This window comes from Neobacillus sp. PVCKKU3, assembly GCF_058323225.1.
Genome location: NZ_JBLVQN010000016.1, coordinates 100,389 through 116,748 on the forward strand (window position 1 = coordinate 100,389; position 16,360 = coordinate 116,748).

Below are 16,360 nucleotides of genomic sequence, written 5' to 3' on the forward strand. Positions count from 1 at the left end.
CCTGACACCCCTACAAAACAAACGATTATTTTTCACAAACCTTTAAGGACCGCCTATTTACTTGAAAATTGGACAAGTACCGTTACCATTTTTTTGAAGTTTCATAACTTATTTAAAAAGCTATGAAAGGGTGAGAAAATAATTGTTTGGTTATTCAATGGTTCAAATGGTGCGTACTCATGCCCATAAATTGGACAGACATTTGCGGGAAGAAGTTTTAAACCTGTACAAGCCGTTTACATGGACACCATGTTTTTTGCATAAACATTTCGAGGGATTCCTTAAATGGGGCCGCAAAATATCCGTTATTATTGAATTTGAGGAAGGCTGCTTTGAAAAAGGCTGCCATCAGGTATCCGAGGTGATGAAACAGCATGCCCGAAATACCATGAAACGAAGCATATCAAGTGTGTCCTGCCATAGTGCAGATGTGACTCCAAATGGGTTAGAAGGGATCCTGTCAAGCTGTCATCATGTCAAAAAGGTTTATTTAAACAGGGAAGTAAAGGCGTTGCTTGATGTTGCTGTACCTGCCGCTAATGCCAAAAATATCAAAAGAAATAACACTGTACTTACAGGGGAAGGAGTAACAATCGCGATTATCGACACTGGCATTTATCCTCACAAGGACTTAGGGGATAGAATTAAGGGCTTTGTTGACCTCGTCAATAATGAAACAGACCCTTATGATGATAATGGCCATGGCACGCACTGTGCCGGTGACGCGGCTGCCAATGGTCCCTATGCAGGACCAGCCCCAGGAGCTCATCTGATTGGCGTAAAGGTGTTGGATAAATTAGGCTCGGGGTCTTTGGATACAGTCATGGAAGGGGTGGATTGGTGTATTAAGTACAATGCCGGTAATCCGCCTGAAAAAATTGATATCATCAGCATGTCATTAGGCAGCAAGGTCCAGCCGGGTGAAGATCTAATGGTAACGGCCGTTGAAAAGGCGTGGGAAGCAGGGATTATCGTGGTAGTGGCGGCTGGGAATGAAGGTCCGAATTATGGAACCATCGCAAGTCCTGGTATTAGTCAAAAAGTGATTACCGTTGGGGCTCTTGATGATAAAAATTCTGTGGACCGCGGCGATGACGATGTGGCCAGCTTTTCAAGCAGAGGGGCAAAGGATGTTAAAGATGAGCTAAATAAGCCGGATATTTTAGCGCCTGGGGTGAATATCATTTCACTAAGATCTCCTAATTCTTATTTAGACAAGCTGCAAAAATCGGCAAGGGTAGACAATGATTACTTTGTTTTATCGGGCACTTCCATGGCAACACCTATTTGTGCGGGTATATGTGCATTGATTAAACAACGCGTTCCTGGAGCAACACCGCAGCAAGTGAAAGATCTATTGAAGAATAACACAGATTTATGGAAGGACCGAGAAAACGCGATTTACGGCGAAGGCTACATTAATGCGGATAGATCCATTCCGTAGTAAGCCAATAAAGCGGAATAGGGTGATATCTCATTAATTATGGTCAAAATCAGTTTTTGTTAACTTTAATCATATTTTGGTTGACAAATAACCGCCCGCCCATTATTTTTAAACTATCAGATATCAGAATTTAATTTAGGGTGGGGAGAAAATGAGAAAGTTAAGAGCGCTGGACATCACGCTTGTCGGGATGTTCGTGGCCCTGATGGCGGTCGGGGCAAATATTACGACGATTGCACCATTTTTGCAGGTTGGCGGAGTGCCAATCACGCTGCAGACCTTTTTTGCTATTTTGGCAGGATTAATTTTAGGAAGCCGATTGGGAGCCATTGCGATGATTGTTTATACGTTAGTTGGCATGATCGGAGTACCTGTTTTTGCCGGCTTTTTTGGAGGACTCGGAATCATCCTTCGTCCAACCTTCGGCTTTATTATTTCTTATATTTTTGTAGCTTTTATCATTGGGAAAATCGTCGAAAAGAAAAAAAGCCTGCCCGCTTTTATTATAGCGGCTTTAATTGGAATGACGGTCAATTACCTGTTTGGAACCAACTGGATGTATTATGCCTACAAGCTTTGGGCTGCAGCGCCGGAAGGCTTCGCCTATAAAATGGCCTGGTTATGGATGGTACCGCCGCTTCCGAAAGATATCATCCTGTCCGTATTTGCCGGTATCATGGCCCACCGTCTAGAAAAAACCGTCCTCTCTAAGGGACAATTCAAAAACCTGAAGCGGGCATCTTGAAATGTCCACCCCATGTGGACAAATGTCTTTTGTGTTGTCTGTCACCAAAAATGGCACCACACGAAAACAAAGAAGCGGCAGTACCTATTGTTAGGTTACTGCCGCTTCTTTGTTTATAAGACCGTTTAGAAAGGATACATGATTTTTTCCGAGCTGCTTGGATTCGAACATTAATTCGTCGGCAAGGATATAGGCTTTTTCCATTGATACATATTCATTAACCTTATAGTAGTAAAGCCCGAAAGATGCGGTATAAAAAATCAGAATGTTTTCCCCGTTGTATTCCGCATTTACTGACCCTTTTTCATTCCCATTGCGAATATCGTTCACCAAATCAACGGTTTGTTCGAAATTCCGATTTCGGAGGCAAAGTGTAAATTCCTCACCGCCGCTCCTAAACAGATAATCCTCCGGTCCAAGATAACTCTTTAAAGTGGCGGCAAACTGCTGAATGACTTTATCACCCACAGCGTGGTTATAGCTGTCGTTTATTCCTTTGAATTTATCAATATCGGTTACGACAATCCCGATATTTTCATTAGACCGACTGAGCTCGGCCAATTTTTTGTCCATAAAGGTCCGGTTGAAGGCCCCTGTCAAAAAGTCAGTATAGGCCATTTGCTCGAATTGGTCACGCTCCAATTTCGTTTGAATGTTTTGCGATTTTAAATAGAAGGAATGGCTGACAATGTAATTCAAAATAAAGACAATGATTAACATTTCCCACTTTTGATCCTGAAGGAAATGGAAAAGAAGGCCGTTTGATATGGCAACTTTCCCATAATCCAGCATGCTGATGTCTTTAAAAATAAAATTGATGGCCTTCTTAAAGGATATTTTTTCACCCAAGAATAGAAACAGGATGACCATCGTGGTACCGGAAAGGTAAGAGGTAATGCAAACAATTAGAAAGATTAGAATCCAATACCCAAATGGAATGGCTTGAAAGTTTTCATGGAGGTAATGAAATAACAGGTAGGCTGCCGAGTTAGTGATCACAAAGGTTCCGGCATTATAAAAGGCATCAAAAAACTCGGTCGGGTCTGCTGTTTTTGTCCATTTCCGATAAATATAAACAGAAAAACGGTAAATCGTCTCAAATATAAATAAGCCGAGCGGCCCGGCAAATAGGACAAAGGATAAGTCGTAGCTAATCCCATATTCAATATTGGTATTGCCATTTTTAAAGAACACCCGAAGGCGGAAGTAAAGAATGGAGAAGAACCAGTATACAATTAATATTTTTAAAAAAATGGAATGGTCCACTAAAATACCGGAAGAACTTAAAGCTGCTAAAAGTGCAGCGGTAAATAAGGAAATCTCGTAAAGCTTGGCTTTATGCATGATGGTCAGTCCTTCCAACAGGTTTCAAAGAAGAGGCAATGAAATTGCCGATTTGATTATTGGCCAAGCGAGTGGATAATCATATTTTACAAAATTTCTATTATATAACCTACATTTTTTTAAAAAACATCCTGCCTCAATTTTAAGTGGGAAAATAAGTCATCATTCTTTTTTCATAGGAAGGATAATAAATTGAAGGGAAGAGATAATGTCTTAGTGTTGGGGGGAATTTATGAGGGACGAGAGGTTTATGAAAATGGCCGTTGATGTAGCGCTTGATAATGTACTCCGTTATGGCGGCGGTCCGTTTGGGGCGGTTATCGTGAAGAATGGCCAGATTATCAGTGTTGGCCGTAATCAGGTAACCGTGAAGAATGACCCGACCGCCCATGCTGAGATGCAGGCGATTAGGGCAGCCTGCAAGGTTTTAAATAGTTTCCAATTAACCGGCTGTGAACTATATACAAGCTGTGAGCCCTGCCCCATGTGTTTCGGCGCCATCTATTGGTCCAGATTAGAGAAGGTGTATTATTCCTGTACACATGAAGATGCTGCGAAAATTGGGTTCGATGACCAATTTATTTACGAACAGCTTGAAGTGCCTCCTGAAAAACGCACCATTCCTTTTATACGGCTTCTCACAAACAACACTTATCAGCCCTTCACTGCTTGGGCCAGCAAACCAAACAAACAACAATACTGAGCAAATGTCCACCCGGGGTGGACATTTGCTTTTTTTGTGGTGCCTGACACCGTTTCGATTATTTTGCTCCTAATTTTCCGGAGATGCGCAGCCCAAATTCCATTACTTTTTCAATCAAAAAGCTTTTCCTTTCCTCCGTTACATTGAAATTGACATAACCAATGCTGATGGCGCCGATGAGCTCATTTTGGTGGTTGAAAATCGGAGCTGCAACGGATGATGTCCCCGATGTTCTCTCCCCGTGGCTCTCTCCATACCCCTGCTTTCGAATCTCACGCAATAATTTTAAAAACGAATCCCGTTCATCTTCAGACACTAGTGAATTAACGATTTTTACCGCTTCTTTAGGAGGCATGTGAGCAAGCATCACTTTATTAGCCGCGCCAATGTTAAACGGAATCCGTATTCCAAGCTGATCATAAATTCGAATCGGGTTATTCAGGCAATCGATTCTTTCCACAACTAAAGACTCTAAACCAATGGGTTTACTGAAATAAACGCTTTCCTCTACTTCATGCATTAATTTTTCCAATTCCGGCCGGATCAGCGCCACAAAATCAAAGGTATCGTACATTTGCAGGCCATACTCGAGCCAGGCAGTCCCCATTGAATAGAATTTTGAATCGGAATCCTGTTGAATAAGACCGTGCTGCTTCATGGATTGCAAAAGCCGGTGAAGAGTACTGACAGGCAGTCCACATTCCTTCGATAATTCCGAAATGGCGAACCATCTTTTTGTATCACTTCCTGCAAGAACCTTAATAACCTGCATTGCTCGATCGATTGTTTGCATATAGCTATTCCCTGCCTTTATTAACTACTGGAAGATATTGTATATATTCTGTAAATTCAAAAAATATTGACATGTAATTTCTAAGATTATAATATCATATTATAAGTTTTCCTGTCACAGGAAAAGCATTCCACTATGCGGAAAATGGAGGAGATTTTTTGCTGACGTCCATGTATAAGAAGCTCAACAGAGTCATCGTCAAACATCCGAAAGACGCTTTTATCAGTCAAGAACATTTAGGTAGGGAATGGAAAAGATTCAACTATATTAATGAACCGGATTTTCAAAAGGCTCAGCATGAATATGAGCAGTTTATTGCCATCATCAAGGAGCATGTGGGAAATATTGAGTTTTTGCCTGTCTCGGAACGGGTTGGATTGGATTCACTCTATGCCCATGATCCCGTTAAATTTACGCCAAAGGGCGCCATCATTTTGAAATCAGGAAAAACATTGCGGCAGCCGGAGGCAGAGGTTTACAAAGATTTTTTACAAGAAAAAGAGATTCCGATAGTAGGAGAATTGACGGGGGAGGCAGTTGCCGACGGGGGAGACCTTGTCTGGCTTGATGACCGCACACTGTTAATCGGACGCGGCTACCGGACAAATGATGAAGCCATCCTACAAATTAAAGAGATGGTCGCAGATCAAGTCGATGAGGTAATCGTGGTACAACTCCCGCATGACCAAGGAGAGGACGAATGTCTGCACCTAATGTCCATTATCAGTATCGTGGACGAAGATTTGGCAGTAGTCTATTCAAGATTGATGCCTGTGTTTCTCAGGCAAATGCTGATTAAACGGGGCTTCCGGCTGGTTGAGGTACCCGAAGATGAGTACCTAAGACTTGGCTGCAACGTGCTCGCGCTGGCACCTCGGGTTTGTATGATGGTTTCTGGAAACCCCTTCACGAAACAGCAATTAATCGATGCCGGAGCAACTGTCTATGAATATGACGGAAACGAAATCTCTTATTTAGGGACTGGCGGCCCGACCTGCCTGACATGCCCAGTGGAACGAGAATAAGAAATTGGAGGATGAAAAAATGTTAAAAGAATCTGCGTTGAAATCAACAGAAGGAACAAAATTGTTCCATCATACAATTGTCAAAAGACCTGGAACGACTTACGTTAATGGCTTAACTACCTCAGACCTTGGCAAACCGATTTTGGAAAAAGCATTGGAGCAGCACGATGCTTATATTGAAGCACTTAAAAAATGCGGGACTGAAGTAACTGTCCTGCCAAGCAATGACCAGTTTCCGGACTCCACCTTTGTGGAAGATACAGCTGTTTTAACCCCGGAATTTGCAGTTATTTCCAATCCGGGCGCTGAGTCAAGAAACGGAGAGATCCATGACATGGAGCCTGCCATCAAATCCTTCTACGATAAAATTTACTATATTAAAGCGCCAGGTACACTCGATGGCGGCGATATTTTACAAGCTGAAGACCATTTTTATATCGGCATTTCCGCACGGACAAACCAGGAAGGCGCAGAGCAGCTCAAAGCAATTTTAGAATCTGAAAACTATAAAGCTACTATTGTACCGCTTCAGAAGTTCTTCCATTTAAAAACCGGAATTGCTTATTTGGGAAATCAAACCATTGTGGCGGCTGGTGAATTTGTCGATCACCCTGATTTTAATTCTTACAAAAAAATTATTGTGCCTCCGGAAGAAGAATATGCGGCAAATTGCATTCAGGTAAACGACTACGTAATCATCCCAGCAGGCTACCCGCAGACAAGACAAAAACTTGAGGAAGCCGGATATCAGACGATTGAGGTTGATACATCGGAATTCAGGAAATTGGACGGCGGTTTGAGCTGCTTGTCACTAAGATTTTAAAAATTGTGTGTGAAGGAGTTTGGAAGCAATGACACAGCTTAAGTGGGGAACACCGAAAGCATTGCGGGAGCTATTATGCGAAGTAGTAAGCTGGAAAAGTATGACGCTGACGGAGGGAGAGCGTGAATTTCCTTCCAAGGTGATGGCGAAGCTTAAAGATTTGGCATATTTTCAAGAAAATCCAGAACACTTGGGTCTTCATGATGCCGATCTGGGCCGCCGTTTTGTAACCGCTTTATATAAACACCCGAGTGCCGCGGAAACGGTTGTATTAATTAGTCATTTTGATACGGTGAATACCGAAGAATACGGAGACCTTCAGGAGTATGCATACCGTCCAGAGGAATTAACGAAGCTTCTCCATTCTCGAATCGATGAATTGCCGGCAGAGGCCCGGGAAGATCTTTTATCAGGAGAGTACCTATTTGGCAGGGGCACGATGGATATGAAAATGGGTCTGGTCATGCATATGGGGCTGATGGAAAAAGCTTCGGTCGAGCAATGGCCGATTAATCTCTTGCTCCTGACAGTTCCGGATGAAGAAGTGAATTCTTCGGGAATGCGGGCAGCGGTTCCAAAATTATTGGAATTAAAGGAAAAGCATCAGCTAACCTTTAAGCTTTTCCTAAACAGTGAGCCGGTCTTTACCCAGGAGCCGGGAGACCGAAACTTTTATGTGTACTCAGGTTCAATCGGCAAGATTATGCCGTCTGCCCTTTTTTACGGAAAAGAGACCCATGTAGGGGAACCGCTTAGCGGAATTACCGGACCTTATATTGCTTCATTTTTAACACAGAGGATGGAGTGGAATTTAAGCTTGCAGGAAACGGTGATGGGAGAAAGAACGCCCCTTCCGGTGACACTGCAGCAAAAGGATTTACGGCTGGAGTACTCTGTTCAAACTCCATACCGTTCAGCCGCTTTGTATAACGTATTTTTAATGCAGCGGAATGCGGAAGAAATTATGAATATGTTCGAAAAAGTCGCATTAGATGCAGCTAAATCCTGCAACCAGGCCTATTATGAGATTTGCAAAGCGCAGTCGGTTACTCCGGTAGGGCAGGTTCGAGTGCTGCGCTATGATGAACTAGAAAAGCATGCACTTCGAAAATTTGGTGCAGATTTTGTTGCGGGAATCAAAGCCTCCGTTCATAAAAGGGAGGAGTGGGATGACCGTGAAAAATCTTTCCGTATTGCGGATGCGTTAATCATTGAGTGTCAGGAGCTTGCACCAGCGATTGTCCTCTTGTATGCACCGCCTTATTATCCTGCTGTAAACTCGTCGGAAAATGAATTGGTGAAAAAGTGCATTTCCTACGTGAAGGAACACGGTTTTGAAAAGTTCGGGCTTCCAGTCAATCAAGTCCACTATTTTAATGGAATCAGCGATTTAAGCTATGTCAATTACCAGGATGCCGGCGAAGGCTGGACCGTCTTTAAAGAAAATACACCTGTCTGGGGAACAAGCTACAGCATCCCATTCGATGAAATGACCCAGCTCCATGCACCGGTTCTAAACGTCGGACCATTCGGCAAAGATGCTCACAAACGAACCGAACGCCTTCACATCAAAAACGCCTTCGAAGAAGTGCCAGCCCTCGTCGAAGGCATGGTCAAAATGCTGGCGGGGAAAAAGGTTCGCTGCTAGGAATTAAAAAATGAAAATAAAATGGTGTTTGGCACCCCACGTGGACAAATGGGTGTTTTGTCTACGTGGGGTGGACACCGCTAAAAAAGGGGTGGGTAAAGATGGAACAAGAAGGTCAAAAGAACCAGTTAAACAGGTCAATGAAGCGGCGGCATTTGTTTATGCTTTCATTAGGTGGTGTCATTGGCACCGGGTTATTTCTAAATGCGGGTTACACGATTAACCAGGCAGGAGCAGGCGGGGCGTTAATAGGGTATTTATTTGGCGGTCTTATTTTGTATTTGGTAATGGTGTGCCTGGGAGAGCTTGCGGTCTATATGCCGGTTACAGGTTCCTTTCAAACATACGCCAGCAAATTTATTAATCCAGCAGCCGGTTTCTCGTTGGGCTGGATGTATTTCATTGGTTCCGCTACCACTGCGGGTGTGGAATTTACAGCTGCGGGGATTTTGATGCAGCGCTGGTTTCCGGGTGTTTCAGTGTGGATTTGGTGCGCCATTTTCATCGCCTTGTTATTTGTCCTTAATGCGCTGACCACAAGGGGGTTTGCTGAGGCCGAATATTGGTTTGCGGGTATTAAGGTTGTAGCCGTTATTTTCTTTATCATTATTGGGGCAGCGGCGATTTTTGGCATTATTCCGCTTGAAGACAGACCAGCACCATTTATGGAAAACCTCGCTCCCAAAGGGCTGTTTCCAGCAGGGCTGACAATTATTTTTGTCACCATGATGAATGTTATTTTTTCCTACCAAGGCTCAGAATTAATAGGTATAGCCGCCGGCGAAAGTGAAGAACCTCAAAAGAATATACCTCGTGCCATTCGAAATGTCCTTTTTAGAATTATCGTCTTTTATATCGCTTCTATTATTATCTTATCGGCTATTTTTCCAACGAAGGAACTTGGCCTGCTTGAAAGCCCGTTCGTTACGCTGATGGATATGGCGGGAATCCCATTTGCTCCTGATATTATGAACTTTGTTATTTTAACCGCAATTCTTTCGGTGGGGAACTCCTGTATTTATGCTTCCACCCGATTGCTTTGGGCGATGGCGCATGACGATATGGCGCCGAAGTATTTCGGAAAATTATCCAAACGGAAAGTGCCGTTCGCAGCCCTTGTGTTTACGATGATTTTCTCGTTATTGTCGCTGCTTACAAGCGTGTTGGCGGCGGATACAGTGTTTGTGTTATTGATGTCGGTTGCTGGTATTTCCGTTACAATCTCCTGGATTGGCATCGCACTCTCACAGTTGATGTTCCGGCGTAAGTACTTGCAAGCAGGCGGAAAATTGGAGGATCTGCAATTTAAGGTTCGCTACTATCCACTAGTTCCACTCGTTTGCATCATCTTCTGTGTATCCATATTAATATTCCTGGCCTTTGACCCAACCCAGCTGACCGGGCTCCTGATTGGACTAGGCTTCTTATTAATTTGCTATTTGTTCTATTACTTTAGAAATAAGAAGTTGGAGAAACTCAGCACAACGAGTAACGATATAAATCCACTTTAAGAACAATCTATTTAACTGACTTGCTTCGTGGCAAGTCAGTTTTTTTTCTTTAAAAAATTTATTCCATTACACCGTTTCTGTAATGGAATTTTAACATTCTTCCATACATATTTATGTAATATCAAACGTTTGATGGTATTAAAAACGGAATTCCGACTTGGCGCATTGGAATGTGTAGAATAGCGTTTCCCAACAACTTTTAAAGGGAGGACTAACATGAATACCATTCTGATTATTGTAAACATTGCTGTTCTGTTGTTGCTCATGTTCGGGTTGTTCCAAATGCAAAGGAAGCATGTCTCGTTTTCGAAGCGTGTTTTTACGGCGCTTGGCTTAGGTATTATTTTTGGAATTATTCTTCATGCCATCTACGGTACGACATCTGAAGTGCTGGCCCGTTCCATTGAATGGTTTAATATTGCCGGAAACGGTTATGTAAAACTACTGCAAATGGTAGTAATGCCGTTAATCTTTGTCTCGATTGTCGGGGCATTTACGAAACTGAAATTATCCAAAAACATTGGCAAAATCAGTGTCCTTGTCATTGGTATTCTGCTGGGAACGACGGCGATTGCGGCAGCCATCGGAATTGGCTCTGCCCTGGGATTTAATTTAGACGGCGCTCAGTTGACCCAAGGCGATGCAGAGAAGGCCCGTATTGCACAATTGGAGGAACGGGTTCCGACCGTGGAAAATATGACATTGCCGCAGCAAATCGTTGATTTCATCCCAAGTAATCCGTTTCAAGACCTTACAGGCGCCCGAGCAACCTCAACAATCGCGGTGGTCATCTTTGCCGCCTTTATCGGGATTGCCTATCTCGGGGTAAAACGAAAAGAACCGGACCATGCGGAATTCTTTGCAAAAATCATTGATACCGTCTATTCGATCGTTATGAGAGTGGTCACCCTGGTGCTCCGGCTGACACCATATGGGATTCTTGCGATTATCACGAGGGTGGCTGCAACAAGCGATTACGACGCGATTGTGAAATTGGGGACGTTTGTGATCGCCTCCTATGTAGCGCTCATCATTATGTTTATTGTGCATCTATTGCTTTTAATGGCGGCCAAATTAAGCCCATATAACTATGTGAAAAAAGCATTGCCAACGTTAACCTTTGCGTTCACTTCACGAACGAGTGCGGGAACACTGCCGATGACGATTAAAACCCAGTCGAAGGATTTGGGTGTATCTGAAGGGATTGCAAACTTTGCCGGCTCCTTCGGACTGACCATTGGGCAAAATGGCTGTGCCGGGATTTATCCAGCCATGCTTGCGGTCATGGTTGCACCGGCTGCCGGGGTCGATCCGACCAGTCTAAGCTTTATTCTGACTCTTATACTTGTCGTCGCAATTAGTTCTTTCGGTGTTGCCGGTGTTGGCGGCGGTGCGACCTTCGCAGCCCTCATCGTGCTATCCGTCATGAACCTGCCAATTGCCATCGTCGGCCTGCTCATCTCCGTTGAGCCGCTCATTGATATGGGCCGTACCGCCCTAAACGTCAGCGGTGCCATGACAGCTGGCGTCCTCACTAGCAAAGCAACAGGCGAATTCGATACTGACACCTACAAACAGCCGGATATCGTTGAAGCATAAGCACAGGTGTCGGGCAACGCTTGTTGACATTTGTCCGCCTAGGGTGGACACCTAATATAAAAAGCCGAGCCCCAAATGGTATGGTTGGGGTTCGGCTTCTTTTTATTCGTTATTAAACCTCTCTAATCTATGCTTGCAGTGCCAGTTGGATCATTAGTTCGATGGCGGTTGGGATAGCGTCTTCGTCAATATCGAATTTCGGGTGGTGGTGTGGATACTGGCTTTTTTCACTTTGCATCCCGACGTTGATGAAGGCCCCGACCTTATCTTTCAGGTAATAGGAGAAATCCTCGGCTCCTAATACAGGATCTATTGGCAAGAAGGCATCTGCTCCAAAGGTATTTTCAATGACACCGCGAGCAAATTCACATGCCTCCGGGTGATTGTACAACGGAGGGGTTCCCTCGATAAATTGATAATGTCCTTTAGCCCCAAAGCTTGCGCAGATGGACTCTGTCAGCTGGGCCGTTTTCTCGTGCATGAGCTCGGCTGCCTCAAAGGTCAACGCCCGGATTGTCCCCTTCAACGTTACCTCGTGAGGAATGACATTGTAGGAATTTCCTGCCTGCATCCCGCCAAATGAAATAACGCCTGCATGTAATGGATGCAAATTCCTGCTGACAACGGATTGGAAAGCCTGAATCAAGTGGCTGGCAATATAAATCGGGTCGACCGTATCATGTGGATAGCCGGCATGTCCGCCTTTACCTTCAATCTTAATATCAAAATCATTACAGGAAGCCATCGCATAGCCGGTGGCAAAGCCAACCTTTCCCATAGGCATGCGTGATATCAGATGGATTCCATAAATCGCGTCAATTCCGTCCAGCACTCCTTCTTTCACAAGCTTCTGGGCGCCGCTTGGCGAAGCCTCCTCTGAGCTTTGAAAAATCAAGCGGATATTATTTTTCACCAAATCAGGGTGATTGCTCATCCATTTAGCCGCCGCTAGCAAAACCGCCGTATGGCCGTCATGGCCGCAGCCGTGCATGACACCTGGAACCTTGGAAATATAAGGCTTGTCCCCTTCCTCTTGGAGCGGCAGGGCATCCATGTCGGCCCTTAGGGCAATCGTCTTGTTGCCTTCCGTTCCTTTAAAAAATGCCACCACACTAGGGCCGGAAAACCTGTTATCTAAAGGGATGCCGAACTCCGCCAATTTTTCTTTTACATAGGCGGAGGTATTATATTCCTGCCCGGACAGCTCCGGATTCATATGAAAATGTCGGCGCTGCTCGATGGCCCAAGCCTTTAACTCTGAATCAACATTTTTTGTCTGTAACATGATGTAACTCCTTCGATTCTATGTGTATTTTTATGCAACCAATTTTAAGGTATATTCACTAATATTACAAGAATCAAATGCTGGATGGAAAAAAATGCTGTCATGCAGCGGCTTATCTAGATAGTTCCAAAGGACCTAATCCGGAAAAGAAATCCACTAGACTATTAACCTGATTAAGAGATATATTTATTGTAAGATTTTTAAAGAAAACTCGCCGATTGGCGAGCCCCTTAGGGCGAAGACAGAGGAGTAGTTGCACTTATGCGTTAAGAAAGTATAAAGCTTTCGACAGAAAGTTTATACTTTCTTATTAGCTGAAAAAGGAGAGCCGGATGAAAAACAATAAAGTGCTTTTTAATACAGGGGAAATGGACCGCACAGAATTACCTTACTATTACGATTATGGAAAAATAATTTCCACGATTCAATATCGTCTTCATGAGGAAGTGGGCGTGGACTTCAACATGTATTCCGATGAAGATACCTCCAATGAGATTTGGGAGATTCTCGAGGAAGATTTGAAGGTGGAATCACCCGAGGTACGGCTTCTAAGCTATGTTTATAAGGAGGGGGAGACCCGGACGATTTCCTCCAACCATACGGATAAAGCCTTGGAGTTTATCATCAAGCCGCGGATTGCGAATGGTCTTTACTACTATTCGGCCTATCGGGTTGCCTTATCCAGGGTGCTAACCTTTCAAAGTGATGGCGAGCTCCACCGCGATCTTATTTTTGCCGAAAATGATGCATGCTTGGTTTCTTTCCTGCAATATGTTCTAAAAAGAAAGCGGGATTATATTAAAAACTATGTTACCGTCTATACGGATACCGAAGATGGTGTGGAGACAGACGTCGAAAGCATTAATAGTTTGGTAAGAAGAGAGGACGTTTTCCTTGAAGAACCATTGAAAAAGGAAATCTTCCGGTCGATTGACGAGTTTTTCTCAGATAGCGGTGAGTTTTTCAAGATATATGATATCCCGTACAAGCGGGGGATCCTATTATACGGTAGTCCCGGCAACGGCAAAACAACACTAGTAAAATCAATTGCCAGCAGCATCAATGCTCCGGTGGCTTATTGGCAGATTACCGAATATACCTCGAGCTATACGATTAAAGAAGTGTTCAGTTCTGTTTTGAAGCTGGCGCCGATGGTGCTGGTAATTGAGGATATTGATTCAATGCCAGCAGGGGTCCGCTCGGTATTCTTAAATACACTCGACGGAGCTACCTCCAAAGAAGGTGTTTTCTTAATCGGCACGACGAATTATCCGGAAAAAATTGACCCGGCCCTAATGAACCGCTCCGGCCGATTTGACCGCGCCTATGAAATCAAACTGCCGACAAAAGAGCTTCGCTATCAGTATTTAATGGCGAAAAAGCTTGACCGAATCCTATCGGAGGAAGAAATAAGGGAGGTCGTCGAGACATCGAAGGACTTTTCCTATGCCCAGTTGAACGAACTGTACACCTCCATTGCACTTCAATGGCATTATGAACAGCAGGTCGACATCGCGCGACTCTGTGCCGATTTAAAATCCATCCAGCAAAAACAGAAAAAACAATCGTGGGATGACAGCGATTCGAATGCTTCGATGGGATTCATCGGATTTCACGAAGAGTAATTTATATGAACGGATAGCCCTAGTCGGTTATCCGTTTTTATTTTTAAAACTGTCTAGTGAAATATTGTTTAGCTGGACTATAATTAAAATAACTGAATATTCCTGTAATGTTTAAGGGGCATTTTTACTACACAAGCATTTCTTCTCCAAGAGATTTTTAAAAAATGTTATCAATCTATAAGGGGAGTGTTTAAATGCAAAAACAAAAGCTGTTGATTAATGGAGAAAGACTTAAAGAAGAATTGGAACGTTTTGCCCAGTTTGGCCGAACGGAAAACAATGGTGTCACCCGTCTTTCTTTATCGGAAGAGGACCGTGCGGCTAGAGGTTATTTCCGCAAATGCTGTGAGGATCTAGGAATGGCTGTGAAGGTCGACGACATGGGCTGTATGTACGCGACACTGGCCGGAACAGAAAATAAGCCTCCCATCCTGATTGGCTCCCATCTAGACTCCGTTAAAAAGGGCGGCCGGTTTGACGGTGTTTTGGGTGTCGTGACGGGACTGGAGGTCGTGCGAACAATCGTTGATCATAAAATCCAACCCAAGTACCCGATTACAATCGTAAACTTCACAAACGAAGAGGGAGCAAGATTCGAGCCTTCGCTGATGGCTTCAGGTGTGCTCGCCGGGAAATTTGACAAAGATGCCATGCTGCAAAAGAAAGACTCAGAGGGTATAACCTTTGAGGAAGCCCTTAAGGCAATTGGATACGAAGGCAGTGAAGAAAATCGTCTCAAAGAAGCAACAGCCTTTTTGGAACTGCACATCGAGCAAGGCCCTATCCTTGAAAAAGAGGCCAGCACCATCGGTGTTGTTGAATGCGTCGTGGGCATGGCCTGCTTTGAAATAGAGGTAACCGGCGAATCGGACCATGCCGGAACAACTCCGATGAGCATGCGCAAGGATGCTCTATTTGCCACAAACAACCTAATTAATGAGACCCGTAAACGTCTAAGTGCATTGGACTCCGATCTTGTTTTCACCATCGGCAGGGTTAACGTGTATCCGAGCATCCATACCGTCATTCCGAACAAAGTGATCTTCACGCTTGAAGCACGCCATAAGGACATGGACATCGTCAACAGCTTTAAGGATTTTGTTCAAGGGCTGCCGCACCAAGGCCTCAATGAAGGCTGTGAGGTAAAGGTAACAAAACTTTGGGAGCGCGACACGGTCTGGTTTGCGCCTGAACTGTGCGCTTCTTTGGAACAATCCGCGGAAACGCTCGGGTTTACCTATAAGCGAATGGTCAGCGGCGCTGGGCATGATGCCCAGTTCATTGCGGGTTACGTTCCAACAGCAATGCTGTTTGTTCCAAGCATCAATGGAAAAAGCCATTGTGAGGAAGAACTGACTACCTGGGAAGACTGTGAAAAAGGGGTAAATGTCGTTTTGGATACCGTACTTTCTTTATTAAATAAGTAGGTAGGTGCTAAAAAAACAGACTCTCCCGGTCATTAACGGATTCACTTTAGAGGTGCAAACATTCAATTAACAAAGTAAAACACACTGGATTTCACATATGAAATCGCAGTGTGTTTTTTGTTGTTAATTCAAGAATTAATGCGCTTTTACTACTTTTTTACGTTGAAATTATTATTGGAGTGTATGCGAATTTGGTGTGATTTTTAATGTTAATTATGAGGAGGATTGTTTTAGCAAACTTTATATATTGTTTTTATTCCTACTAGAGTAGCTAATAGCCTCCATTGTCATTGGTTACCCAAAATGCTCATGGTCCACCATTACGGTAGCCAATAGCCTCCATTGGTTACCCAAAATGCTCATGGTCCACCATTACGGTAGCCAATAA

Annotated in this window: 13 protein-coding genes; 10 read left to right on the forward strand and 3 right to left on the reverse strand. The window is 43.9% G+C overall.

Going from position 1 to position 16,360, the window contains the following annotated elements:
* Nucleotides 1–142: 142 nt before the first annotated feature.
* Both ACNQGS_RS12880 and ACNQGS_RS12885 read left to right on the forward strand, forming a co-directional pair.
* On the forward strand, nt 143–1,444 hold the full coding sequence (locus ACNQGS_RS12880) for a S8 family peptidase (protein ID WP_491487643.1): 1,302 nt from the start codon (nt 143–145) through the stop codon (nt 1,442–1,444).
* Between the two features lie 151 nt (nt 1,445–1,595).
* The gene (locus ACNQGS_RS12885) at nt 1,596–2,189 is read left to right on the forward strand and encodes a biotin transporter BioY (RefSeq protein WP_491487644.1); all 594 of its coding nucleotides are present in this window, start codon (nt 1,596–1,598) and stop codon (nt 2,187–2,189) included.
* A gap of 90 nt (nt 2,190–2,279) precedes the next feature.
* Here the strand turns inward: ACNQGS_RS12885 and ACNQGS_RS12890 are convergent, their stop codons facing one another.
* Complete coding sequence (locus ACNQGS_RS12890) at nt 2,280–3,533, reverse strand: GGDEF domain-containing protein (RefSeq protein WP_491487645.1); 1,254 nt, start codon at nt 3,531–3,533, stop codon at nt 2,280–2,282.
* A gap of 232 nt (nt 3,534–3,765) precedes the next feature.
* Here ACNQGS_RS12890 and ACNQGS_RS12895 point away from each other — a divergent pair, with 232 nt between their 5' ends.
* Nucleotides 3,766–4,236: a nucleoside deaminase gene (locus ACNQGS_RS12895; RefSeq protein ID WP_491487646.1), complete on the forward strand. Its 471-nt coding sequence runs from the start codon at nt 3,766–3,768 to the stop codon at nt 4,234–4,236.
* A gap of 58 nt (nt 4,237–4,294) precedes the next feature.
* Here ACNQGS_RS12895 and ACNQGS_RS12900 read toward each other — a convergent pair whose 3' ends face one another.
* Complete coding sequence (locus ACNQGS_RS12900) at nt 4,295–5,029, reverse strand: IclR family transcriptional regulator (RefSeq protein WP_491487647.1); 735 nt, start codon at nt 5,027–5,029, stop codon at nt 4,295–4,297.
* 170 nt (nt 5,030–5,199) lie between these two features.
* Between ACNQGS_RS12900 and ACNQGS_RS12905 the strand changes: the two genes are divergently transcribed.
* From ACNQGS_RS12905 to ACNQGS_RS12925, 5 genes are all read left to right on the forward strand, one after another.
* Nucleotides 5,200–6,054: a dimethylarginine dimethylaminohydrolase family protein gene (locus tag ACNQGS_RS12905; RefSeq protein ID WP_491487648.1), complete on the forward strand. Its 855-nt coding sequence runs from the start codon at nt 5,200–5,202 to the stop codon at nt 6,052–6,054.
* Nucleotides 6,055–6,073: 19 nt separating this feature from the next.
* Nucleotides 6,074–6,877 (forward strand): dimethylarginine dimethylaminohydrolase family protein, encoded by an 804-nt coding sequence (locus ACNQGS_RS12910; RefSeq protein ID WP_491487649.1) that lies wholly within the window; start codon nt 6,074–6,076, stop codon nt 6,875–6,877.
* Between the two features lie 28 nt (nt 6,878–6,905).
* The gene (locus ACNQGS_RS12915; RefSeq protein WP_491487650.1) at nt 6,906–8,525 is read left to right on the forward strand and encodes a M20/M25/M40 family metallo-hydrolase; all 1,620 of its coding nucleotides are present in this window, start codon (nt 6,906–6,908) and stop codon (nt 8,523–8,525) included.
* Between the two features lie 101 nt (nt 8,526–8,626).
* Entirely contained in the window at nt 8,627–10,036 is a 1,410-nt protein-coding gene (locus ACNQGS_RS12920) for an amino acid permease (protein ID WP_491487651.1), read from the forward strand.
* A gap of 216 nt (nt 10,037–10,252) precedes the next feature.
* Nucleotides 10,253–11,635: an L-cystine transporter gene (locus ACNQGS_RS12925; protein ID WP_491487652.1), complete on the forward strand. Its 1,383-nt coding sequence runs from the start codon at nt 10,253–10,255 to the stop codon at nt 11,633–11,635.
* Between the two features lie 127 nt (nt 11,636–11,762).
* Here the strand turns inward: ACNQGS_RS12925 and ACNQGS_RS12930 are convergent, their stop codons facing one another.
* Complete coding sequence (locus tag ACNQGS_RS12930; RefSeq protein ID WP_491487653.1) at nt 11,763–12,920, reverse strand: M20 metallopeptidase family protein; 1,158 nt, start codon at nt 12,918–12,920, stop codon at nt 11,763–11,765.
* A 332-nt stretch (nt 12,921–13,252) separates the two neighbouring features.
* Here ACNQGS_RS12930 and ACNQGS_RS12935 point away from each other — a divergent pair, with 332 nt between their 5' ends.
* Both ACNQGS_RS12935 and ACNQGS_RS12940 read left to right on the forward strand, forming a co-directional pair.
* Nucleotides 13,253–14,545, forward strand: a complete 1,293-nt coding sequence (locus ACNQGS_RS12935) for an ATP-binding protein (RefSeq protein WP_491487654.1) — start codon at nt 13,253–13,255, stop codon at nt 14,543–14,545.
* Nucleotides 14,546–14,739: 194 nt separating this feature from the next.
* Nucleotides 14,740–15,972: a Zn-dependent hydrolase gene (locus ACNQGS_RS12940; protein WP_491487655.1), complete on the forward strand. Its 1,233-nt coding sequence runs from the start codon at nt 14,740–14,742 to the stop codon at nt 15,970–15,972.
* The last annotated feature ends 388 nt before the right edge of the window (nt 15,973–16,360 follow it).